Origin of the sequence: Thiorhodococcus drewsii AZ1 (assembly GCF_000224065.1) — a bacterium.
In the GTDB taxonomy this organism is placed as follows: domain Bacteria; phylum Pseudomonadota; class Gammaproteobacteria; order Chromatiales; family Chromatiaceae; genus Imhoffiella; species Imhoffiella drewsii.
This window is the reverse complement of sequence record NZ_AFWT01000018.1, coordinates 79,132-100,401: the sequence shown is the minus strand read 5'-3', so window position 1 is coordinate 100,401 and position 21,270 is coordinate 79,132. Positions and strand designations below refer to the sequence as shown.

The 21,270-nt window shown below is 58.3% G+C and carries 24 protein-coding genes; 6 read left to right on the top strand and 18 right to left on the bottom strand.

The window, feature by feature from the left end; genetic code table 11:
- Nucleotides 1-17: 17 nt before the first annotated feature.
- The 7 genes from flgF to THIDRDRAFT_RS13620 form a co-directional block, all read right to left on the bottom strand.
- Nucleotides 18-761: a flagellar basal-body rod protein FlgF gene (flgF, locus tag THIDRDRAFT_RS13650; RefSeq protein ID WP_007041446.1), complete on the bottom strand. Its 744-nt coding sequence runs from the start codon at nt 759-761 to the stop codon at nt 18-20.
- Between the two features lie 102 nt (nt 762-863).
- Entirely contained in the window at nt 864-2,237 is a 1,374-nt protein-coding gene (gene flgE, locus THIDRDRAFT_RS13645) for a flagellar hook protein FlgE (protein WP_007041445.1), read from the bottom strand.
- A gap of 208 nt (nt 2,238-2,445) precedes the next feature.
- The gene (locus THIDRDRAFT_RS13640; RefSeq protein ID WP_007041444.1) at nt 2,446-3,159 is read right to left on the bottom strand and encodes a flagellar hook assembly protein FlgD; all 714 of its coding nucleotides are present in this window, start codon (nt 3,157-3,159) and stop codon (nt 2,446-2,448) included.
- Between the two features lie 11 nt (nt 3,160-3,170).
- The gene (gene flgC, locus THIDRDRAFT_RS13635; protein WP_007041443.1) at nt 3,171-3,590 is read right to left on the bottom strand and encodes a flagellar basal body rod protein FlgC; all 420 of its coding nucleotides are present in this window, start codon (nt 3,588-3,590) and stop codon (nt 3,171-3,173) included.
- A 3-nt stretch (nt 3,591-3,593) separates the two neighbouring features.
- Entirely contained in the window at nt 3,594-3,998 is a 405-nt protein-coding gene (gene flgB / locus THIDRDRAFT_RS13630; protein WP_007041442.1) for a flagellar basal body rod protein FlgB, read from the bottom strand.
- A 123-nt stretch (nt 3,999-4,121) separates the two neighbouring features.
- Entirely contained in the window at nt 4,122-4,934 is an 813-nt protein-coding gene (locus tag THIDRDRAFT_RS13625) for a CheR family methyltransferase (RefSeq protein WP_040844886.1), read from the bottom strand.
- Nucleotides 4,935-5,093: 159 nt separating this feature from the next.
- Nucleotides 5,094-6,020 (bottom strand): chemotaxis protein, encoded by a 927-nt coding sequence (locus THIDRDRAFT_RS13620; RefSeq protein WP_007041440.1) that lies wholly within the window; start codon nt 6,018-6,020, stop codon nt 5,094-5,096.
- Nucleotides 6,021-6,219: 199 nt separating this feature from the next.
- On the opposite strand from THIDRDRAFT_RS13620, the gene flgA reads away from it, so the two are divergent.
- The 5 genes from flgA to THIDRDRAFT_RS13595 all read left to right on the top strand — a co-directional run bounded on the left by flgA (nt 6,220) and on the right by THIDRDRAFT_RS13595 (nt 10,578).
- Nucleotides 6,220-6,963 (top strand): flagellar basal body P-ring formation chaperone FlgA, encoded by a 744-nt coding sequence (gene flgA, locus THIDRDRAFT_RS13615; RefSeq protein WP_007041439.1) that lies wholly within the window; start codon nt 6,220-6,222, stop codon nt 6,961-6,963.
- A 105-nt stretch (nt 6,964-7,068) separates the two neighbouring features.
- Complete coding sequence (gene flgM, locus THIDRDRAFT_RS13610) at nt 7,069-7,371, top strand: flagellar biosynthesis anti-sigma factor FlgM (RefSeq protein WP_007041438.1); 303 nt, start codon at nt 7,069-7,071, stop codon at nt 7,369-7,371.
- 143 nt (nt 7,372-7,514) lie between these two features.
- Nucleotides 7,515-7,991 carry a flagella synthesis protein FlgN gene (locus THIDRDRAFT_RS13605; RefSeq protein WP_007041437.1) on the top strand — a complete coding sequence of 159 codons (477 nt, stop codon included), beginning with the start codon at nt 7,515-7,517 and terminating at the stop codon, nt 7,989-7,991.
- A gap of 242 nt (nt 7,992-8,233) precedes the next feature.
- The gene (gene fliK, locus THIDRDRAFT_RS13600) at nt 8,234-10,267 is read left to right on the top strand and encodes a flagellar hook-length control protein FliK (protein WP_040844846.1); all 2,034 of its coding nucleotides are present in this window, start codon (nt 8,234-8,236) and stop codon (nt 10,265-10,267) included.
- Complete coding sequence (locus tag THIDRDRAFT_RS13595; protein WP_007041435.1) at nt 10,264-10,578, top strand: EscU/YscU/HrcU family type III secretion system export apparatus switch protein; 315 nt, start codon at nt 10,264-10,266, stop codon at nt 10,576-10,578. The genes fliK and THIDRDRAFT_RS13595 overlap by 4 nt, the downstream gene beginning before the upstream one ends.
- A gap of 69 nt (nt 10,579-10,647) precedes the next feature.
- On the opposite strand, the gene THIDRDRAFT_RS26780 is transcribed toward THIDRDRAFT_RS13595, so the two are convergent.
- The gene (locus tag THIDRDRAFT_RS26780; protein ID WP_245535850.1) at nt 10,648-10,932 is read right to left on the bottom strand and encodes a DUF2802 domain-containing protein; all 285 of its coding nucleotides are present in this window, start codon (nt 10,930-10,932) and stop codon (nt 10,648-10,650) included.
- Here THIDRDRAFT_RS26780 and THIDRDRAFT_RS26775 point away from each other — a divergent pair.
- Nucleotides 10,900-11,283: a hypothetical protein gene (locus THIDRDRAFT_RS26775; RefSeq protein WP_245535849.1), complete on the top strand. Its 384-nt coding sequence runs from the start codon at nt 10,900-10,902 to the stop codon at nt 11,281-11,283. The genes THIDRDRAFT_RS26780 and THIDRDRAFT_RS26775 overlap by 33 nt on opposite strands.
- A 397-nt stretch (nt 11,284-11,680) precedes the next feature.
- Here the strand turns inward: THIDRDRAFT_RS26775 and THIDRDRAFT_RS13585 are convergent, their stop codons facing one another.
- From THIDRDRAFT_RS13585 to THIDRDRAFT_RS13540, 10 genes are all read right to left on the bottom strand, one after another.
- Nucleotides 11,681-12,163: a chemotaxis protein CheW gene (locus THIDRDRAFT_RS13585; RefSeq protein WP_007041433.1), complete on the bottom strand. Its 483-nt coding sequence runs from the start codon at nt 12,161-12,163 to the stop codon at nt 11,681-11,683.
- Nucleotides 12,164-12,254: 91 nt separating this feature from the next.
- A complete protein-coding gene (gene motD / locus THIDRDRAFT_RS13580; RefSeq protein WP_007041432.1) occupies nt 12,255-13,178 on the bottom strand; it encodes a flagellar motor protein MotD in 924 nt (307 codons plus the stop codon).
- Between the two features lie 11 nt (nt 13,179-13,189).
- A complete protein-coding gene (locus THIDRDRAFT_RS13575; protein ID WP_007041431.1) occupies nt 13,190-13,933 on the bottom strand; it encodes a flagellar motor protein in 744 nt (247 codons plus the stop codon).
- Between the two features lies 1 nt (nt 13,934).
- Entirely contained in the window at nt 13,935-15,023 is a 1,089-nt protein-coding gene (locus THIDRDRAFT_RS13570) for a protein-glutamate methylesterase/protein-glutamine glutaminase (RefSeq protein ID WP_007041430.1), read from the bottom strand.
- 3 nt (nt 15,024-15,026) lie between these two features.
- Nucleotides 15,027-17,096, bottom strand: coding sequence for a chemotaxis protein CheA (locus tag THIDRDRAFT_RS13565; protein WP_007041429.1), 2,070 nt, complete (start codon nt 17,094-17,096; stop codon nt 15,027-15,029).
- A 26-nt stretch (nt 17,097-17,122) separates the two neighbouring features.
- Nucleotides 17,123-17,908: a protein phosphatase CheZ gene (locus tag THIDRDRAFT_RS13560; protein WP_007041428.1), complete on the bottom strand. Its 786-nt coding sequence runs from the start codon at nt 17,906-17,908 to the stop codon at nt 17,123-17,125.
- A 150-nt stretch (nt 17,909-18,058) separates the two neighbouring features.
- Nucleotides 18,059-18,436 (bottom strand): chemotaxis response regulator CheY, encoded by a 378-nt coding sequence (gene cheY, locus THIDRDRAFT_RS13555; RefSeq protein ID WP_007041427.1) that lies wholly within the window; start codon nt 18,434-18,436, stop codon nt 18,059-18,061.
- A gap of 46 nt (nt 18,437-18,482) precedes the next feature.
- On the bottom strand, nt 18,483-19,226 hold the full coding sequence (locus THIDRDRAFT_RS13550) for an RNA polymerase sigma factor FliA (protein ID WP_007041426.1): 744 nt from the start codon (nt 19,224-19,226) through the stop codon (nt 18,483-18,485).
- Nucleotides 19,226-20,053 (bottom strand): MinD/ParA family protein, encoded by an 828-nt coding sequence (locus THIDRDRAFT_RS13545; RefSeq protein ID WP_007041425.1) that lies wholly within the window; start codon nt 20,051-20,053, stop codon nt 19,226-19,228. The genes THIDRDRAFT_RS13550 and THIDRDRAFT_RS13545 overlap by 1 nt, the downstream gene beginning before the upstream one ends.
- A complete protein-coding gene (locus THIDRDRAFT_RS13540) occupies nt 20,040-21,254 on the bottom strand; it encodes a flagellar biosynthesis protein FlhF (protein ID WP_007041424.1) in 1,215 nt (404 codons plus the stop codon). Before THIDRDRAFT_RS13540 ends, THIDRDRAFT_RS13545 begins: the two co-directional genes overlap by 14 nt.
- Nucleotides 21,255-21,270 lie beyond the last annotated feature (16 nt).

Here is a 21,270-nt window from a genome sequence, read left to right as displayed (position 1 = left end):
TGCATGTCAGGCGGCGCTCAACTGTTGGCCAGCAAACGATTGTGGGTCTTCTCAACATTGTCGGCGGCCTCCATCATCTTGATCTGGGTCTCGAAATGACGAGACAGCTCGATCATTCGGGTCAGAGCCGCCACGGTATTGACGTTGCTCGTCTCTAGCATGCCGGTGATGACCCGAACGTTGGCATCCGCCGGCGGTTCCTGACCATTTCCAGCACGAATCAGGCCATCTTCTGCTCGCTTCAAGGTCGCGAGGTCGGGGTTCACTAAACGAATCCGATCGACGGCGGCCAGGGCATTCGGATTGGACCCCAACGGGCGAATGGTGATGGTGCCGTCGGTCCCAATCAGCAGACTCTCGTTGGGCGGTATGGCGATCGGCCCCCCTCCGTCTCCCAGAACCGGCAAGCCGCGATCCGTGCGCAGAATGCCCGTCGTGTCGATATGCAGATTGCCGGCACGCGTATAGGCCTCACCACCATCTGGGGCTTGAACGGCAATGAAACCCTCGCCCTCGATCGCGAGGTCGAGATCACGACCGGTGCTCTGCAAGGCGCCGTGACTGAAATCGATGACCTCGTCCCTGACCTGCACGTAATCCCTGGAGTCATACACGGGACCACGATCCGGAACCGTGTAGGCATCCCCGAGCGCCTGACGAAAACCATGGGTCGTCGCATTCGCCAGGTTGTGGTTGTTGATGGCCTGCCCGTAGGCCGTCTCCTTGGCGCCTGACATCGCGAGATAGAGAAAACGATCCATGGTGTCGGCTCCTGGTAGGCTGTCCGGTCAGGCCGTCGCGGGCAGTTCTACCGAACCCACCCGCGACGTCCTGCATCCAGTGACGAGACTGGACGAACAGGGTTATTGGATATTCAGAATGGCCTGGGTAATGGTATCGGCCGCGCTGATGGTCTTCGAATTCGCCTGATAGTTGCGCTGAGCGGTAATCAGATGAACCAGCTCGGTCGCCAGGTCGACGTTCGAGGTCTCTAGCGCACCACCTTGGATGTTGCCCAAGCTGCCGGTACCAGGCGAGAAGATCACCGGATTGCCAGAGGCGGTGGTCTCGGCCCAGGAGGTGTCGCCGATCTGCTGGAGTCCCTGCGTATTGTCGAAATCGGCCAGCGCCACTTGACCGAGCGGCAGCGCCCGACCGTTTGAATAACGGACGAACAGCACCCCCTCCTCGTCGGCATCGACACCCGTGATGCGGCCCGTGGTGTAGCCATCTTGCTCCAAACTACTAACGGCATATTTTTGACCATACTGGGTAGTCCCGCTTAAATCCAGCTTAATGATTCCGTCGCCCTCCCCCGTCTCCGGGTCGATAGAACCCAGTCTGGCGTTATTCGATAGCGGCATATAACCAGTCAGGTCCAACTCAATCGGTACATGTGTATTAGACGGATCATCCAAATCTGGCTGCGTTAGAAGAGCCGGACTAGTCATCTTACCATTTGTATCGAATGAGACCGTTGTTGGACCAATAGGAGCATCTTCTGGCGGATCGTCTGGGGTAACAGTGACGCCATCCACGTTGGTGTACATCTCCCACGCGCCAGCCACATCTGTTTTGACAAAGAATGTCGTCAATGCCAGCGGAGTACCAAGAGAATCGTAAATCGTAGTTGATGTCGAAAAGTTGTAACTATCCGGATCGGTGGTATCAAAAGGAATCCGCACTGGCGGATCCTCATTATCGAGTGGCTCCATAGCATCGGAGCGCAGATTGATCTGCGCGTTGACTTCAGAGGAGGAACGCGGCGGCGAATCAGCCAGATTGAGCTGCATATCGGAAAGCAATCCGGTCTGAAAAGCACTATTCGGATCGCTCGGATCAACAGGCGGAAAACCTTGAATACGTAATGGGGGCGCCCCGTTATTGACGAGATACCCCTCATTATCCACCTGAATCGCTCCGGCACGCGTATAAACATTATCGTTATTCCCCGCGCTGTTCAGAACGAAAAATCCGCGCCCAGTGATGGACAAGTCGAGACTGTTTCCAGAGAACTCAAGTGTCCCCTGTGTGAATTGCTGCGTCGTTGCGACGACCCGCACACCGGCACCGCTATTGGTCCGACTGATGGTCCCATAAGAACGGGTAAAGATGTCGCCAAACTCGGTGCGTGACTGTTTAAATCCAGTAGTCGCAACATTCGCGATATTGTTACCGGTCGTTTTGAGATCGGCCGCTGCCGCATTCAATCCGCTCAATCCGATATTAAAAGGCATGAGGTTACTCCTTCATGTTTTTCAGTGGTTGATTTGCAATGAGCGCCGGAGCGCAACGCAGTTTTCCGGCCTCAGCCGATACGATTGACATCTCTGAATTTCACGAAATTCCACCCTCACTTAATTAGATCATGCCAGCCGATATCAAGACACCAGATCGAACGGGATCTCGCCTCCCACGAGACGGCAGTATCCGCAACAGACTAATTTAGCCGATACGAAACACATCGCTAAAACGGACATCCCCTATTTCTTTTAATTTCAAGATCAAGCCTCCATTTACGCTATCGGTGAAAACACTCTGAACCTCTCCCTCAAGAAGCGGTATAAACGCCTCTGTTTCCCCATCAGCCTGCCCCGTCACCTCAAAGCTATAGGTTCCCGCAGGAGCTGCTTCGCCGTCTTCCCCATAGCCGTCCCAAGAGAAATCCTGCAGTCCCGCACTCAGCGTCCCGAGATCGAGCGTCCGAACCAACTGACCACCATCATCATAGATATTCACGGTGACATCCTGCGCGCTGGATTCGAGACTGATCGCCCCATCGACCCCTTCACCCTCTTCCAACTCTGCGGAATCGGCGGGAACCAAGACGTTCCCCCCAACCAATGCTGCCGCCTGCAATGCCTGACCCTGCAATAAGCTCTGCGACAGAGTTTCGAATGATTTCGTCAACTCATTGATGCCGGTCAAACTCGAAAACTGCGCCATTTGGGCGATGAAATCCGTATTCTCCATAGGCTCCATCGGATCCTGATTCGTCATCTGAGTAATCATTAAATTGAGAAATTCTTCCTGTCCAAGATCACTCTTCCCGCTACCGGTCGCAGTATAAAAACTACCCGTAGCTGAGGTATTCGAGGCCTTCGTGTTACTGCCAGTCAACCCCAAGCTACGCAGATAATCACTGTTTACTTCAGTCATGAGATCCGCCTCTAGCCCTTGCCAATCTGAAGCGTGCGCTGAAGCAACTCACGCGTGGTCGTCATCACCTCGACATTCGCCTCATAACTTCTGGAGGCCGACATCATATTAGCCATTTCCTCGACAACATTGACGGCCGCATGAAAGACATAGCCATCCTGATTCGCCTGAGGATGATTCGGCTCGTAAGAGGGAAACGGCTTCGCGTCCGAATCGAGTATTCCGGAGACGCGAACAGGCATAGCGACGCCATCGGGATCCTCTTGATCCAACATCGTTTGAAACAACACCTGCTTCGATTTATAGGCGGCCTCCGGATTCGACGCGACAGTATTCGCATTTGCCAAATTCGAGGCCACGGTATTCAGGCGCACGGATTGTGCAGTCAAGGCCGAGGCGGAGGTATTGAAGACGCTAAACAGATTGCTCATGGATCACTCCTTCCTCAAGGCGGAACGAATACCGGAAACACGCCGATCCAAGAATTCGAGTGAGCTCTGATACAGCATGGTATTCTCGGCAAAGGCCGCCCGCTCCAACTGCGGATCCACGGTGTTGCCATCAAGCGCCGGCTGGGCGGGAATACGATAGAGCAGATCGGGGTGCGTGTTCTCGTCGGGAAAGCTCAAAGGGATATGAGAGGACTGTGTCCGCTCCAGCGGCAAGGCGTTGCCCTTGCCCTCGATCGCCGCCAACGTGGCCTTGAAATCGAAATCGCGCGATTTGTAGTCGGGCGTGTCGACGTTAGCCAGATTGGAGGCGAGCAGTTCAGAGCGACGTGCCTGCAGCTTGACGGCCGCTGGAAGAATACCGAAGGCTTTGTCGATTGAGAGGCTCATGGCATGTAGGTCCCGCAAATAGCTTTATTAGCTATCTGCAACCCGCATGCCATAACCGAAATTCAGGAGATCAAGGGAGGGATCCAGCAGGAATCAGTTGGGAAAGGGGAAACGCACGTACCCTCAACGACGACGCAACATGGTGCCCTGTGGGGCGCGGATGATCTCGAAGGCGTCGGTATAGGACCCGACCGCCTCGGAGGCGCCAACGAAGAGATAACCGCCTGGATCCATCTGGCGCGCAATGCCGTCAAAAATCCGGCGCTTCGTCTCGGCGGAGAAATAGATGAGCACGTTTCGGCAGAACACGATGTCGAATTTACCGAGCATCGCGTAAGAATCCATGAGATTCAGCTTTTGAAACCGCACCCGTCGCTGGATGTCCGGCTTGATCTGGTGGCCATTCTTCACCGTTTCGAAGAAACGCTGACGGCGCTCTGGACTCAAGCCGCGAACGATACTCAAACCATCATACAGACCGGTACGCGCCTCGCTCAGAACGCTCTCAGATAGATCGGTCGCCAAAATGCTGACGGAGACGTTCTTGAGCGGGGAGGCAGCCGCCAACTCAGCAACCACCATGGAGATACTGTAGGGTTCTTGCCCGCTGGAACAGGCTGCGGACCAGATCTTGATCGGCTTTTGCTTGGCCGCCAGCTCAGGAAGCACCACTTGGCGCAGGATTTCAAAGGGATAAACGTCCCGAAACCACGATGTCTCGTTGGTCGTCATGGCGTCGATGACCCGCGATTTGAGCGCCGGATTTTTGGTCTGCCGCAACGATTTCAGCAGCGCTCCGACATCCTTGAATCCGAATTCGTCCAAAAGACGCGACAGCCGACTTGAGACGAGATACTGACGATTCTCGCCCAACACCAAACCGCAACATTCCGAAAGGAACCGGGCAAACTCGGCATAATCCTGCGCATCAATCACGGTGTAACCTTGCGATAGCTCTTGGACCCATAGCATCGACCTCCGGGTGTGCGCAGAAGAGCCGATGTCCCGCTCGCGAACACCGCATCAATCCCGAGGGCATCGGGGTGAAACGCCCCGCAGGCTGGCTTGTCATCCGAAACGGATCCAAAGGCATTATCAGTCAGCTCTCTCGACATACCGAAGCACCGTCGCGCTCAGCTCGTCAGGGTCGAATTTGGCGAGGAAATCATCGGCCCCAGCCCGTTTGACCATATCGACATTGAACTGACCGCTCAACGACGAATGCAGAATGACACGCAGGTGTTTGAGCTTGCTATTCTCCCGGATTTTACGGGTCAAGGTATAGCCGTCCATCCGTGGCATCTCGATGTCGGTGATCACCATCTCGATCGAGGTATCCACTGCGTCCTCAGCTGCCAGCTCCTCAAGGAATTCCAAGGCAGCCCGACCGTCGGAACGTGTCTCGGTGCGGAAGCCGAGTTCCACGATGGCACGCTCGACCTGCTTGCGCGCCACGAGCGAATCGTCGACGATGAGGATACGCCGATCGTGCGACACCTCCTCGGCCTGCTTCTGCATCTCCTCCGATACATCGACCTTGAGCTTATTGACCTGGGCGAACACCCGCTCGACATCGATGATCTCAACCAACCGCTGATCGACCTCGGTGACGGCGACCAGATAGCTCTCGCGCTCGGTTCCATGAGGCGGCGGCTTCACGGTCTCCCAGCTCACATTGACGATCCGATCGACCGCCGAAACCCAGAAACCCTGGACCGAGCGGTTGAACTCGGTCACGATGACCTTCGCATCCTGCGCCTCGTCAACGGGCTGAGCAGCAAAGCCGATCGCATGAGCGAGATCGATGACCGACACCGTCCGTCCGCGAATATTGGCAACGCCGGTAACGACCGGACTGGAGCCTGGGAGATGCATCAGCTTGGGCTTGGCGATGACCTCTCGAACCTTGAAGACGTTGATGCCAAATGTCTGCTTGCCCCCCAGGTGGAACAGCAGGAGCTCCATGCGGTTCTGCCCCACCAAACGGGTTCGCTGATCGACATCGTCAATAAACTGACTCATCCCTCCGCCTCCTAGTCGCAATCGGCCATGGTTGGATCTGCTCGGATTAGATCTAAAATCTGATTGGATCTAAATTAGTCTAGCAGCATGATAGCCTACCCCAGCGACTTCAAGAGACAGGCATGATGCGGATTTGCGGATCGGTCGGCGTAATTCGTGCATTGCCGAGCATAACGCTCCACTAGCCAGGCAACAGCCGATGAGGATTATCAACGATCAGTCGTCCATACCGCTCGGACGCCGGATGCACCAGCTCCTGTTCATCCTTGCCCTGACGATCTTGCCCTTGGCCACGACCGCAGCCAACGAATCAGAGCCTCTGGAACGCATCCTTGAGTCCGCGCGAGCCTTTCTCACCGAAACCCTAGCGGCAGATCGCAATGCCGATACGCGCATCGAAATCGGACGTCTGGATAGCCGTCTGCAGCTTCGGCGCTGCGCCCATCCGCCAACGGCGCAGATGGCGCCGGGTGGCCGAACCAGCGGAAACACGACGGTGAATGTCCGCTGCAGCGCGCCCGTCTCCTGGTCGATCTTCGTCCCCGTTAGGATCGAGCGCTATGCCGATGCCGTCGTCGTAGCGCGTCCGATTTCCAATAAACAAACGATCCAGCCCAGCGATCTGCGCATCGAGCGCACCGAGATGTCCAGGCTGAGCAGAGGATATTTCTCGGATTTTAAATCGGTCGTCGGACTGCAAACGCGCCGCGCACTGACGCCCGGTCAAGTCGTCCTGCCCGGACACCTGACCCAACCTCGCCTGGTTGAGCGTGGACAATTGGTGACACTCTACGCGACACGCCCAGGATTGACCGTGCGCATGAAGGGTATCGCGCTGGAAGACGGCCAAGAAGGAGAGCGCATCCGGGTTCGTAACCGTTCGTCAAAACGCATCGTCGAAGGCATCGTCGACCCTACGGGCGGAGTGCATATCACAATGTGATCCGAGTCTGGCGTTTCTATCGACCTGAGATGGTATTTGCTCTACAGTTTTTCCAATTGCGGCCGATATCTCAGGCAAGCACCTTATCAAGACTCGGATCCACCCATGGACATCAAGAATCTTCTACCTAGCAGCACCCGATTGCCTGAAGCCACGAGCACAGGGGCAAACACGCGTGTCGGCGACAGAGATTCCAAACAATCCGATGCAGCCCCCAGCCCCTCCACTGACTCGCTAACAATCACCCAAACGGCCCGGGTATTGAACGCAGCGATGGAGGGCGCCAAAACGGTGCCCTATGACAGCGAAAAGGTCGAGAGCATTAAGGCCGCGCTCGCCGACGGCAACTATCCTATCGATAACACACGGCTTGCCGAAAGCATACTCGACTCAGAGAGTCTAACCTGATCAAGATAGCTGAAATACAAATCGAAGCGGCATGAGGCGATGCGTCGGCCCACGCAACCTCTCGGAATCACTCTGCGGCCCGACGGACACATGGGCTAGAAGCGGCGCCGACAACGTACGCATCACTCGAAGAGCATACCTGAATGGATCAGATCACCGCGTTCTCACAATCGATCGAGCAGTCGCTCCAATTCATGCAGGAACTGGAGAAGCTGCTGCTTCAGGAGACCGAGATCTTGGCCTCGCGGCATATCGATCGACTGCAGTCCATTCTGACCGAAAAACAGCTGTTAATCGAACGTCTTGAGCAGGAGACGACCCAGCAGAAGCATTGGGTGGAGAGTGCCAATCATGCCTTCACCCCGGCGGGCATCGAACTGTTCTTCCACGCGCTTGATCCAAGCAATGACCTATCGAATCGCTGGTCGACATTGAGAGCGACGATCGATCGCTGCAACCGCCTCAACGAGTCCAATGGTCGCCTGATCGAACGAGGCCGGAAGCGCGTTGCCATGTCGCTACGACTCCTCAGCGGAGACGATGGTCAATCGACCACCTATGATCCCTATGGGCGCAAGACGTCGCCGACACACCAGAGTCGCACCATCAGCCGTGCCTGACCATCCGCGAACCGCGCGTCCCAAGGTTGCCCAAAGGATTCGGCATTGAGGCGCGGGAATCGGCATGAAGTTCGACGACCTCGATATGGCGCATCTCCAGCTGTGCGCGAGCCTAGCCGGCACGACCGCATCGTGCCGATGATCCGCAGCCATGTTCAAAGGAAAGCGCGACGCGCTGGAGGCTGAGATTTCGCACAGTCGGCGAAGGCCGTGCATGTTGTGATCGATATCGAAGCCACTCCATGAATCAGCCCATCCCGCCCTCCATTCCAACCGCAATCGGCACTCCCAACTCGACGAGCGGCGTTAATCAGCTCAGTCGCGCCGAGCTGCCAGACACCATCACTGTCGGCGCCAAACTCGAAATCCAGCTCGCCCAGGAGCTGCCCTCCGGCATGACAGACATTCGAGTCCGTTTAGCGGACACCAATGGCGGCTGGTCCAAACCCATTCAGGCACGGATCCTCGTCACCGACCCACCCGAAAATCGCGCAGCCGGAGGCGCCGCTCGGCCGATCGCCAATCGGTTGACCGCCGATGTCGTGAGTGTCACTCCAGCGCTCGTCCTGAAGCTACAAACCAACCCAAGCACCAGAACGGAAGGCATAGCGCTCCAACCCAGCGCCGGCACACCTCAATGGATGGACGCACAACTCCGACGCCATTTACCTCAGTCGCAACCACTTGCAAAGACACTTGAGACCTGGCTGACCAACCAGACCCAGGTGCGAACGCGGACGCACACTCAACCGGTCGCAGCCAGCCCACCATCGATAACCCGACTGTTCGAGTCTATTCTCGAAGGACTCGCCCGCCCTGCGGATCTCACCGATCCCGACCGTCTCAGCAAGGCAATCGCAGGGGCTGGGATCTGGTTGGAAGCGACCTTGGCGCGAGCCGCATTGGAGCCAGGCGAACGCAGGAACATCGAGCAAGACCTCAAAGCGCGCTTGCTCCTGCTCGCCAATCACCTGAGACGCACGAATCTCGACGCCCACTCTCAAGGCTTCCGGCCCTCCCCTGATCGCCCAAACTCTGGCCAAACTCAACAGCACGCAGGGTTGAATAAAATCCCGAGCAACCAGCAGCCGCAACCCTCGCCGGGCGAAGATCAGACTGCGACAGCAAAATCTGGACGAAACCCGCAAACACAGGATACTGGACAAACGCCTGCCTCAGTCTCTCGGTCGATACCCTCGAAGCAAATGGAAGCCTTGCCGGCTCAGACAGTCGAACGACAATCAGCGCCAGAACGTCTGATATCGCTCGAAACGAAGCAACTCGATACGAAACGTGCTGGGGACGTGCTGACGGAGAACCGAGGCAACCAAACCGGTTCCAGAGACCAAAGAGACCCGACCGGGGACTCAACGGCCACCAAGGAAGCCGCAACGACACACACTCAACGCCCATTCGAGGAAAATCTGTTCCGGGCTTTAACACGAAAAGCGCACGAAATCATCAAACAGGCGGTCGCTCAGCAATTAAACACCCAAGGCCGCCCTGGAGACACGCCTCTCCAGCCGACACCTTCAACCCCGACCGGAACCTCCGTCGATCCAGAAATCGAACAGAAGCTAGCCCCAGAGCGTCAGATACCACTCGAAACAAAAGGCGCCAAGAATGGATCTTTGGACAACGGAAGCGATCAAGCTCGCCCCGCGACAGGAAACCGCTCCGCTACGTTGGGAGCCACCGATGCGACTGAGCGTACGAGCCAACGCATACCGCCTGCAGGGCAGGAAGACCCTGCCGAACGCTTGCCGGTCAACGAGCAATCACAGACGCTCAAAGCTCGACATCCATTCGATGAAAACCTGACGCGCACGCTCGCCCGTGACGTAGATGGAATGATCAAGCAGCTGGTCACGCAACAGCTGCAATCCCTGGATCGAGATCCGCAAGAGCCACGCTGGATACTAGAACTGCCGTTACGAACGGAAGACAGGGTTATGCCAATCCAGGCGGACATCCGACGAAAAAAAGGAAGGTCTAGGGAGCAGGAGCCTGGTTGGGATATGAAACTTCGGCTCGACTTGCAGAAACTTGGATCACTCAATATCCATCTGCATCTGAGAGGCGGCCGCCTGAACGCCTCTCTCAACAGCGAGAATCGCCAGGGAGCGGAGATATTGCAGCGCAACCTGGAGCAGCTCCGCACTCAACTGAGGGATAGAGAACTCGATGTTGGCAGCTTGCACGCCGGCTATCGCCCAGAAGCGACCACCGATCCACTCCGGGACTCCGCATCGTCCCTACTAGACGATCACGCATGAAGGAAAAGAGACCAAGCCTGTTCGCTGCATCGAAGGCGGTCGCACTGCGCTGGGATGGGCAAGGCGCCCCACAGATCACGGCGACGGGCAGCGGCACCACCGCCGAGCAAATCCTCCAGATCGCCGAGGCCCATGACATTCCACTGCAATCGGACCCGGCCCTCGTGGAGGCGCTGGCCCAGATTCCCATTGGTGACGAAATCCCCAAGGAACTCTATATCGCGGTCGCCGAGGTGCTCGCCTTCATCTTCATGCTGGAAGGCATCGACCCCCGCCAACCGGATCTTCGCCCCCCCTCTCAAGACGCGTGAGTCTCTGCATTGAGGAGAACAGCCAGCCAAGCGCCCTTTGTTGACGCCCGGAAGTCGACGCAATTCGTATCATCGATCTCGTGACGAAGCAGTCCGCGACCCTTTCGTAACGACCGCCCCTGGGGCATGCAGACTGAACAGAAGATCCGCCTCCGAATCGGTCAGGGAACAAAGCCGTTGGACCTCATCACGCCCTCGACCGTCCTGAATGAGTTGGATCGCCTGCGGATACAACCCCTCATCCACCTCGCGCAGCTGCATCTGGCTCTGCTGGTCCACCAAACGTTCAAGCGTCCGTCTCACCGAGGATTGAATTTGTCCATGGCTGATCACGTCTTCGGAGATGGTTTTCATGGCGCCGTGCAAGGACAGGAGGGTCGTACTCTGGCGCTGCTGATCTCGCTTGAGTTCGTGCACCTGATCCCGCAGCCGCTTCACGGTCCGAGAAAGACGAACGATGATCACCAAACCGAAGGCCGCGAGCACAAATGCCACACTCCCCAAAACAAGCACCACCGAAGAGGGAATGTCTATGCCGGACATCATGCCGGGTCCACCACGGGCCTTTCAGCCCTAGCAACCTTCGAAGTCCGCCGCTCAAACGTACTCATCGATGATGCCCAGACGGCGTCGCCGCTTTTTGTCCGGCCCGTTGCCCGATTTGGAGACACCAGACTGAGCGAATTTTCGCGTGCTGTTTTTTGATAAACCGCGCCGATCACTTGATCGACGGTCCGAGGCCCGCCGGTCCACACCACGCCGATCCACGTCTCGCCGATCATCGGACAAGCGCTCACCCGTACGTCTATCGTCGGAGCGACGTTCATTTTTACGCCGCTCGGAACGCCTTCGCTCTCCAAAGCGCCGATTGCCCGAGCGACGCTCGACAGGCTGAGTCGACGAGCGCGGCCAGTACGGCGACTTGGCAAAACTCCGGTCTTGCTCATCGGCCGAGGAACGCGATGGGTTCTGAGGAGAGACCGGCAGCAATGGCTTGATTGGATCACTCATGCGAATCTCCAGTGGCCAGGGGATACGCCCATCCCCCAGGCCTGCAGATGCTACCCAAACACGCCCGAAGCGCCCTCATCGCCGGACGCGTTTAGACGTCTCGGACGATCGACCATTCTTCATCGGAGAGCAGCTTGTTCAGATCGATCAGGATCGTGAGCCCCTCCTCCGTGCTGGTCACACCCAAAATAAAACGGCTCGTCTGGTCGTTGCCAACGGCTGGCGCTGGATCGACCGCATCGGGCGAGATCTGTACCACCTCAGCGACGGCATCGACGAGAATACCGACATTCTGGTTATCCACGTCGATGATGACGATACGAGAGGCGTCATCTGGCTCTCGATCCGGCAGCGCCATACGACGCCGCGCGTCAATCACCGTCACCACGTCCCCACGCAAATTGATGATGCCCAGGATGAAATCCGGAACCCCCGGCACGGGCGCGATATCGGTGAGCTTCAGGACTTCTTGCACCTGAAGCACGTCGATGGCATAGGTCTCCTCGGCCAAGCTAAAGGTTACGAAAGCCGAAGACGGCCCCTGGTTCTTGCTCTGAGAATCTGATGTGGTCATTGCTTCCTCTCGGGTCTAAGCAAAAGCGCTTGATGATCGGGTGCCGTCGGACGATGACGATACTCCAGGCCTAGGTCTAGGACTGTGGCGCTCAGCGAAGCTCGCCGACCCCCCCTTCCCCCTCGTAATCACGCCTGAGCCGCTCCGGCTCCGACGTCCCATCACGATCCGGGGAAGGTCCAGGCAATACGACCACTGCAACGCGGCGATTCTGCGATCGACCTTCTTCCGTATCGTTATCGGCCACGGGCTGAAATTCTGCATACCCAATCGCCACCATACGTTTGGGATCCACCCCATTTTGGGCAAATAGATTGACGACCGTGGCTGCTCGGCCGGACGAGAGTTCCCAGTTCGAAGGATAGATCGAATTGCGGATCGGCCGATCGTCGGTATGTCCCTCGACATGGATGCGTGCGTCACGCTTCGAAAGGATCCGGGCGACATCCTGAAGCACGGGACGCGCGTCGGACTCAAGGGTCGCGGATCCACTGCTGAACAACAGGTTCGTATTGATGGTAATCTCAAGCCAATAGGGCTTGCGCTTGACCTGGATGTCACCCTGAGCAATGAGCTTCCCCAACGCACCCTCGATTTCTTCGGACATCTCCGCGATCTCGCGCAGCATCCGCTCGCGCTTCCCACCAGAGACCCCTTCGAGCACGCTCTCGATGGCAACATCGGTCGGCGAACGCGTCTCCATCACGGTTACGTCATCCTGGCGCGAATCACCTCCGGAATTATCGAGCACGTGCGGCGCGAGCGAGCGCTGAACGTCATCCGTCAGCAGATTCAAGTCCAGGCTAGGGTCTCCGATCTGGATCGGATCGATCGGCGCATGCGCACCAAACGCCTCGACCAAGGAGTTCGACAGAACCCGATACTTGCCCACGTCCACGACGGACACCGCGTACATGACCACAAAAAAGGCCATGAGCAAGGTGACCAAATCGCCATAGGGAATTGCCCAAGCCTCGTGATTCGCATGATCCTCGATCTTACGCCGACGCGCCATGAGTCCGTGCCTCAGCCCTGAATAAATCCGCTGAGTTTGTTCTCGATGTTGCGCGGGTTCTCACCCTCTGCGATCGAGATCAATCCTTCGAGCAGCATGACCTGATAATTCACACGCGCCTGAACGATTCCCTTGAGCTTATTGGACACAGGCAAAAAAAAGAGATTGGCCAAGCCAACCCCATAGATGGTTGCGACAAAGGCGGCGGCAATACCATGGCCGAGCATGCTCGGATCCGCCAGATTCTGCATCACGGCCATCAGCCCCATGACCGCACCGATGATGCCGAGTGTCGGCGAATAGATCCCCATGCTCTCGAAAACCTTGGCACCCTGCAGATCGAACGCCTCTCGATTATCCAGGTCGGACTCAAGTATCTGTCGCAGCGACTGGGGTTCCACACCATCGACAAGCAATTGTAAACCTTTACGAATAAAGGGATCCTCCTCCACATCGGAGGCGTTTTCGAGCCCAAGCAGACCTTCCTTTCTCGACAGAAGCGACCAGCCGACGATCCGCTCGATCATCGCCCGTGCATCTAGATTCGCTGGAAAGAACACCCAGGGGAAGATCCGTAAGGCATGTAGAAACACGGGAACGCGCGCCTGGACGAGGGTGGCCCCGAGGGTGCCGATGACGACGATGAGGAACGCCGCCAAATTCCAGAGTGCGCCGATACTGCTTCCCTTGGCGATAGCCCCACCCAAGATGGCGACGAGACCCAAAAGGATCCCCACCACGCTCAGGATATCCATGTCAGCAGAAACCCTTTACCAGAGCCGGTCCGAAATCCTTGAGCGAATAGATATGATCAGCCAGTCCTGCATCGATAACGGCGGCCGGCATCCCGAACACGACGGATGAAGCCGCATCCTGTGCCCAAACATGCGCACCTTGCCCCTTCAGCGCCCGCGAACCCTCGCGTCCATCCGCGCCCATTCCGGTCAGTACGACGGCCAAAACCTGGGACTTGAGCGCGGAAACCGCCGAATTGAAGGTGATATCGACACTTGGCTTGTAGATGGTACCGAGCGGACTTTCTTCAATTCGGATCCGAGTCTGGCCGCCACCCTCCAAGACCATCTGAAGTCCGCCAGGCGCGAGCAAGGCGCATCCAGGCTTGAGCACGTCACCGGACGCAGCCTCCTTGACCTCGATCTGGCACAGACTATTCAACCGCTCGGCGAAAGCCGGGGTGAAACTTGCCGGCATATGCTGCACGAGAACGATCGGCAAGGGAAACGACTTAGGCAGCCCTTTCAGGACCTCCTGCAAGGCCACCGGCCCCCCCGTGGAGGTCCCGATGAGGACGGCGCGCAGCGAATGCAGCGGCAGGGTTCCTACCGGCGCACGCGGTGGAGCCGGCGATCGCGTAACCACTGGAGCGGACTCTGAAAGAGCTGCCCGATCACGGGATTCCACGTGGACCGGCGAGCCGGTCCTTACGCGACTGCGTCCCAGCGCCCGAACACGGCGGCGGAGCAGGATTTTGGCAGAATCCTCATCCTTGGCCATCTCGCTGAAACGTTTGGGCAGAAAATCGGTCGCCCCCGCATCCAGAGCGTCTAGGGTCGCCTTAGCCCCCTCGGTCGTCAGCGTCGAGAACATGAGAATGGGTCTTGGCGATTCGGCCATGATGCGACGAACGGCGGAAATACCGTCCATCACCGGCATCTCGATGTCCATCGTCACGACATCTGGATCGAGCCGCTTGACAACTTCAATGGCCTCCATGCCGTTCGCGGCGGTGCCAACCACCTCGATACCGATATCCGCGTTGAGAATCTCGACGATGCGCCGTCGAAAAAACCCCGAATCATCAACCACGACGACGCGCAAAGCCATCGATCAGCCCCCCGCCTCCGACAGCATCGCCGGCTCCGCCCGCGCAGCGCGCCCGCCGTAGCCTGGACGTCCCATCAGCGTCAGAAGCTCGGGCACATCAATGATCAACGCAATGCCGCCATCACCGGTGATAGTGGCCCCCGCAAGCCCTGGAACGCCCTGTAGACCACGCCCCAACGGCTTGATCACGACCTCCTCCTGGCCCACGAGCCCATCGACCACCAAACCGACCTTGCGCTGACCGACGTGCACCACAACAACGTGGGCATCCGATCGGGGCTCGATCAGTGAGTAGGGATGCAGCCAGCGCGACACGTAGTAGAGAGGCAAGGCATGGCTGCGAACCATGATCGCCTCCTGGTCGTCGACGAAATGGGTCCGAGTCAGATCCAGGTCCAATATTTCGGAGACAGAGGCTAATGGAATGGCAAAACGTCTGCCATCGAGGATCACCATCAGCGCAGGAAGAATCGCCAGCGTCAGTGGCAACTTGACATGCAGCTTGGTCCCCACACCCAGCACCGAATCGATTTCGACCGAGCCATTGAGCTGGGAAATGCGCGTCTTGACCACATCCATGCCGACGCCGCGACCGGAGACATCCGAAATTTCTTCCTTGGTGGAGAATCCGGCCATGAAGATGAGATTGAAGGACTCCCGATCCGTCATCCGTTCGACCATGGCCGGGTCCAGCAGCCCTTTTTCCAGCGCCTTGGCGCGAAGCTTCTCCGGATCCATGCCTCGCCCATCGTCTTGGATGAGCAGCGAAATGTGATCGCCCTCCTGGGCCGCACCGAGAATCACCGTCCCCTTGCGCGGCTTGCCGTTGGCCTCGCGCACATCGGGCATCTCGACACCGTGATCGACCGCGTTACGGATGAGATGAACGAGCGGATCGGCCAACGCCTCGACCAGATTCTTGTCGAGGTCCGTCTCCTCCCCGAAGGTTTCGAGTTCGATCTCCTTCCCCAGGCTGCGTGCCAAATCGCGCACGACACGCGGAAAGCGGCTGAACACCTTCTTGATCGGCTGCATTCGCGTCTTCATCACCGCAGACTGAAGGTCGGCCGTCACCAGGGCCAGCGCGCCGATCGCCTTGCCAATCTCGTCGTCTGCTGTTCGGGTGCGCAACATGCTCATGCGGTTTCGCACCAGCACCAATTCGCCGACCAGATTCATGATCTCGTCTAGTCGTTGGGTATCGACGCGAACCGAGGTTTCACCGACCGAGACACGGGCATTCCTCCCGCCCGCCTCCACCTCTGATACGGGAGCCGCCGAGTCGGCAACAGGTGGCGCATTGGACGATGCGGATACCGCCGCCTTCGACGTGACTTGCCGAGCGACAGGAGCCGCAGACACTGGAGCAGGCGAATTCGGCGCAGGAGCCACCGGCGCGCCGCCTCCGTGTAACTGGTCGATGAGCGCCTCGAATTCATCCTCCGTGATCAGATCGGACGACGCACCCTCACCACCCTCCGGCGGTGGCGATGCGGGTGCCTGCTCGGCAGCTGAATCACCAGCAGCGGTACTGCCATCTCGCGGCAAGGCATCGAGCAACGCCTCGAACTCGTCCTCGGTGATATCGTCCGGGGATTCAGACGCATCGGACATCTCGGGCACGGGTTCAGGTTCAGGCTCGGGACGCGACGGCGGCGGAGCCTGCGGCGCGGCCGGTGCCGCATCGGGAGAGGCCAGCCCAGCAAGCGCGGCGACCAGCTGCGGTGGCGCATGCTCGGGCTCCTTACCCATCTTGAGATCGCCGAACATGACGTTGAGCACGTCCAACACCCGCAGGACCGTGTCCATTAAAAAGGCATCGATCTTGCGCTGGTTGTTGCGCAAAAGATTGAAGACGTCCTCGGCGTGATGACAGACCTCCACCAGGGCATTGAGGTTGAGGAATCCAGCCCCGCCCTTGATGGTATGGAAACTGCGGAACACCGCATTGAGCAGATCCCGATCCTCGGGATTCTGCTCCAGATCGATCAACTGCTCGTTGAGCGCCTCCAGCAACTCTCCCGCCTCGACCAGGAAGTCTTGAAGAATCTCGTCATTCGGATCGATTGCCATGCATGGTCACCAAAGAGGTCCGCGGGCTAGAAGCCCAGACTAGAAAGCAGTGCGTCAACGTCGTCCTGCCCACTGACGACATCCGCCGCCGCATCTACGGTGTTGGGGACGACAGGGCCGTGCCCCATGGTACCGACGGCCTCCTGATCCACTGTCTCGGCCGTTTTTTCCTTGACCGCTTTCGTCGGTTGCTGCGCGGGCTCCATCTTGGCGCTTGATAGGCGAATCAAACCGACCAGATTCTCTTCAACCTCGTGCACGAGCCGAATCACGCGCCGTATGATCTGCCCGGTGAGATCCTGGAAATCCTGCGCCATCATGATTTCCGAGATGAGCGAGCGCAAACGCTCGGTCTCTGCACCGGCCTGAGCGAAATGGTCGTCGAGATCGCGCGCCAGATCCCTGAACTCGTCGACGGACAGGTCGCGGTTGCGGAAGCGAGCCCAGCGCTCGGCCAATTCGAGCGACCCGGAATGCAGCGTCTCGGCCACCGGCATCGCCTCGTCGATGGCGTTCAACGTGCGATGCGTCGCCTGCTCAGTCATGGTGACGACGTAGTTCAGCCGCTCCTTGGCGTCCGGGATTTCGTCCCGAGTGAGTTCGACGAGGCGTGAGTCACCCCGAAAGCTGTTCAACGCCTCATGCAGGTCCCGTGTCAATTTGCCGAGCTCGTCGAACAGCTCGCGCTCATGGGGAATCCGCAGTTGCCGAATAACTGCGGACGCCTGATCCTCCTCACCCGCCTCCAGATACGCTACCAGTTGGCGCGCGAGATCCAACTGTGCCTTGGTGCTCGTGTCGTCAGTGTCCATCTATCGTTCCCGGGCGAACTCTGTACATAATGACCCTTGGTCAATCTTGACCAGAAATTCGGATGCCGCAACGTCGCGCCGATGATGAACATCCACGCTCCATGAACCGGCTGGGCGCCATGGAGACAATCCGCGCGGACACCCGTTGGATCACCCCGCCTCAATACGCTCGAAGATCTTGTCGATCTTCTCCTTGAGGGTCTCGGCCGTGAAGGGCTTGACGATATACCCGTTGACGCCCGCTTGGGCGGCCTCAACGATCTGATCGCGCTTGGCCTCGGCCGTGACCATAAGCACTGGAAGCGACTTGAGCTCGGGATCCGCACGTACGGCGCGCAGCAGCTCGATACCCTCCATATTGGGCATGTTCCAGTCAGTTACGAGGAAATCGAAGTTGCCGCCCTTCAACATCGGAAGCGCGGTACTCCCGTCATCCGCCTCCGTGGTGTTATTGAACCCCAGTTCACGCAGCAGATTCTTGATGATGCGTCTCATCGTGGAGAAATCGTCCACGACGAGGATTTTCATGCCTTTGTCCACACAAAGCTCCCAATGGCATTGGTCGGGTTGACATTCACGAGCCAGCCTCGTGGATCCATTCCTGCAAACGGACGCGCAGCCGGTGCAGTGCCTGGCTGCGAATCTGGCTCACACGCGATTCGGTGATGCCCATGACGCCACCGATCTCTCTTAAGTTCAATTCTTCATCATAATAGAGCGCAAGCACCAGACGTTCCTTGTCTGGCAACCCCGCCAAGGCCTGGACCACGGCATCGCGAAACTGTTCACGTTCCAGGTGTTCAAGCGGAGCCGCATCGCCCCCAGGCAACATCCGATCCGGCTCGGCATCCTCGCCGAATAGCCCCTCCAACCCCAGGATCTGCGAGCTGGCAGAATCTTGGAGCATCATATGATACTCGTCGAGCGAGGCGCCCAACGCCTGCGCGATTTCGCGATCGCTCGCCGCGCGACCCTCTCGCCCCTCCACCTGCTGGATCGCCTCCGAGATGCGCCGCGTATTGCGGTGCACGGAGCGTGGCGTCCAGTCGGCGCGACGCAGTTCGTCAATCATGGCGCCGCGAATGCGGATTCCCGCATAGGTCGCGAAGGTCGCCCCCTGCCCGGTCTGAAACTGCCGTGCAGCCTCGATCAAACCCACCATGCCCGATTGAACCAGGTCCTCGACCTGAACCGAGGCCGGCAAACGCGCCGCAAGATGATGGGCGATACGCCGCACGAGATCGATATTAGTCGCAACCAGCCGCTCCGACTGGTTGGCGACATCTGGATATCCTGATCGCGAGCGATTGGGGACCATCAGGCACTTTGCAACATCCGTTCAACGAAAAAGCCGATTCCGCCTATGTCGGTCTCGGCCGCGGTCCAACGGTCCATGTGTCGGGCGAGCTCAATGAAGGCTCGCCCCGATGGACTACCGGGAAACAGGCTCACGACCGGCTCCCGCTTGACAACCGCACGACGCAGATTGTCGTCCATCGGGATACTGATCGCAGCCTCTAAAACCACATCGGGCAGATACTGATGACAGACTGCCGTGAGTTTATGCATCAACCTACGACCAGATTCGGGCGAACGCAGCATATTGCAAATCACCCGAAATCGTCTCAGCCCCTGTTCTTGGTGCAGTACCTTGATCAGCGCATAGGCATCCGTCAAGGAGGCCGGCTCGTCGCAGACAACAACGAAGACATGCTGAACCGCCCGACAGAAACTGGTCACCGAATCCTGCACACCGGCGGCCGTATCCACGATCAGCACATCGAGCGGACTCTGATAGCTACTGAAGGCACGAATCAATCCGGCATGCTCGGCCGGTGTCAAATTGGCCATGGAGCCGATGCCGGAGGCCGAAGGCACCAACATCAAGCCGTGAGGCCCTTCCACGAGGATCTCTTCCAGCGAGTCAGCCCGACCGACCACCAGATCGTGCAGCGTTTTCGTCGGCCGTAATCCCAAAAGAAGATCGGCATTGGCCAAACCAAGATCGGCATCGAACAGCATCACGTGACGCCCCATCCGCGCCAGACCAACGGCGAGATTGACGGCGACATTGGTCTTTCCAACTCCACCCTTGCCGCTGGCGATCGCAATGCTCGTGAGCGGCCGAGTCCTAGTAGGCTGCATGAAGGGCCTTCCTGAAAGGCACTATCGACTCCAATACCATACCATCTCGCAAGGTCTGAGTCTGCGAAGTAGCTGGCACTCTGCCGACCGAAACCGAGTTGATTAGCATGGCATCCCGGTCTTGCGGAGGGGGAACCGAATAGGCGGGTTCCTGCAATGCGAGGCGCGTAAGATACATGGTGTCCGCTTTGTGAAAATCTTCGTCGAGTCGCTGGCCATCGGAATAGAAAACCAGACCGGTACGCTGCTCCAAGAGCACCGACAGGGTTTCGCCCAATTGTTCCGCTTCGTCGACCTTGGTCAAGACCAGTGCAGCCGGATCGCATACCTGGAACGACTGCAGCACCTGCCTCAAAACGGCCGACTGATGGGTCGCGGCGACAACCAGCCAAGTTTCCAGGTCGACTTCGTTGCGTACCTGGGCGAAGAGACGCCGTTCCGCCGCATCCCGCGCCGCCTGGCCTTGAGTGTCGATCAGGACCAGCTTCCCCTCTGTCGCCCGATTGGTCAAGGCGGTCAGATCCCGCTCGCTCTCCAACAACATCACCGGGATCCCGGCCATCTGACCGAATGCCTGTAGCTGCTTATAGGCGCCGATGCGTTGTCTGTCGAGCGTCACCAGGGTTACCGAATCGGGGCCCATCCGGCGAATCTGACGCAGCGCGAGCCGATTCAGGGTCGTCGTCTTGCCAACCCCAGTCGAACCCACGAGCGCGAGCATACCACCCTGATCGAGCACGGTGGGGGATGTCGTAGCGATGGAGGCCGAAAGGCGCGAGCGCAATCTGGACCACGCCATCTCCTCCGAACTATCCTCTTGAACGCCCCCGGTCAGGCTGCGAGCGAGCTTCTCCGAGAAGCCGCTCCGCATCAAACGCCCGATACACTGGGACGCCAGCGGATGACGCGCAGCCCATTGATCACTCTCCGACAACGCCTGCTGTTGCATCAACAGGGTCCGCAGATCGCAGATTTCCCGGCGCATGGCCGCCAACTGGGGATCGACAGGGATCGATTCCCCAAGACCCTGAGCGAATGACGACGAACCGGCCTCGGGCGCAGCATCGAGCGAGGCGACCACCTCAAGCAATCCGTCATCGCCACGACGGCTCGACAGAATGACCGCGTCCGACCCCTGATGCTCGCGCACCTGGCGCATCGCATCGCGCATGTCACGTGCCCTGTATCGCCGTACATTCATCTATCTGCTCCTGTTC

Coding starts and splice junctions, on each gene's coding strand:
- flgF (WP_007041446.1), bottom strand. CDS start 761: ATGGATCGTTTTCTCTATCTCGCGATGTCAGGCGCCAAGGAGACGGCC.
- flgE (WP_007041445.1), bottom strand. CDS start 2,237: ATGCCTTTTAATATCGGATTGAGCGGATTGAATGCGGCAGCGGCCGAT.
- THIDRDRAFT_RS13640 (WP_007041444.1), bottom strand. CDS start 3,159: ATGACTGAAGTAAACAGTGATTATCTGCGTAGCTTGGGGTTGACTGGC.
- flgC (WP_007041443.1), bottom strand. CDS start 3,590: ATGAGCAATCTGTTTAGCGTCTTCAATACCTCCGCCTCGGCCTTGACT.
- flgB (WP_007041442.1), bottom strand. CDS start 3,998: ATGAGCCTCTCAATCGACAAAGCCTTCGGTATTCTTCCAGCGGCCGTC.
- THIDRDRAFT_RS13620 (WP_007041440.1), bottom strand. CDS start 6,020: ATGAGTCAGTTTATTGACGATGTCGATCAGCGAACCCGTTTGGTGGGG.
- flgA (WP_007041439.1), top strand. CDS start 6,220: ATGAGGATTATCAACGATCAGTCGTCCATACCGCTCGGACGCCGGATG.
- flgM (WP_007041438.1), top strand. CDS start 7,069: ATGGACATCAAGAATCTTCTACCTAGCAGCACCCGATTGCCTGAAGCC.
- THIDRDRAFT_RS13605 (WP_007041437.1), top strand. CDS start 7,515: ATGGATCAGATCACCGCGTTCTCACAATCGATCGAGCAGTCGCTCCAA.
- fliK (WP_040844846.1), top strand. CDS start 8,234: ATGAATCAGCCCATCCCGCCCTCCATTCCAACCGCAATCGGCACTCCC.
- THIDRDRAFT_RS13595 (WP_007041435.1), top strand. CDS start 10,264: ATGAAGGAAAAGAGACCAAGCCTGTTCGCTGCATCGAAGGCGGTCGCA.
- THIDRDRAFT_RS26775 (WP_245535849.1), top strand. CDS start 10,900: ATGGCTGATCACGTCTTCGGAGATGGTTTTCATGGCGCCGTGCAAGGA.
- THIDRDRAFT_RS26780 (WP_245535850.1), bottom strand. CDS start 10,932: ATGAAAACCATCTCCGAAGACGTGATCAGCCATGGACAAATTCAATCC.
- THIDRDRAFT_RS13585 (WP_007041433.1), bottom strand. CDS start 12,163: ATGACCACATCAGATTCTCAGAGCAAGAACCAGGGGCCGTCTTCGGCT.
- motD (WP_007041432.1), bottom strand. CDS start 13,178: ATGGCGCGTCGGCGTAAGATCGAGGATCATGCGAATCACGAGGCTTGG.
- THIDRDRAFT_RS13575 (WP_007041431.1), bottom strand. CDS start 13,933: ATGGATATCCTGAGCGTGGTGGGGATCCTTTTGGGTCTCGTCGCCATC.
- THIDRDRAFT_RS13570 (WP_007041430.1), bottom strand. CDS start 15,023: ATGGCTTTGCGCGTCGTCGTGGTTGATGATTCGGGGTTTTTTCGACGG.
- THIDRDRAFT_RS13565 (WP_007041429.1), bottom strand. CDS start 17,096: ATGGCAATCGATCCGAATGACGAGATTCTTCAAGACTTCCTGGTCGAG.
- THIDRDRAFT_RS13560 (WP_007041428.1), bottom strand. CDS start 17,908: ATGGACACTGACGACACGAGCACCAAGGCACAGTTGGATCTCGCGCGC.
- cheY (WP_007041427.1), bottom strand. CDS start 18,436: ATGAAAATCCTCGTCGTGGACGATTTCTCCACGATGAGACGCATCATC.
- THIDRDRAFT_RS13550 (WP_007041426.1), bottom strand. CDS start 19,226: ATGGTCCCCAATCGCTCGCGATCAGGATATCCAGATGTCGCCAACCAG.
- THIDRDRAFT_RS13545 (WP_007041425.1), bottom strand. CDS start 20,053: ATGCAGCCTACTAGGACTCGGCCGCTCACGAGCATTGCGATCGCCAGC.
- THIDRDRAFT_RS13540 (WP_007041424.1), bottom strand. CDS start 21,254: ATGAATGTACGGCGATACAGGGCACGTGACATGCGCGATGCGATGCGC.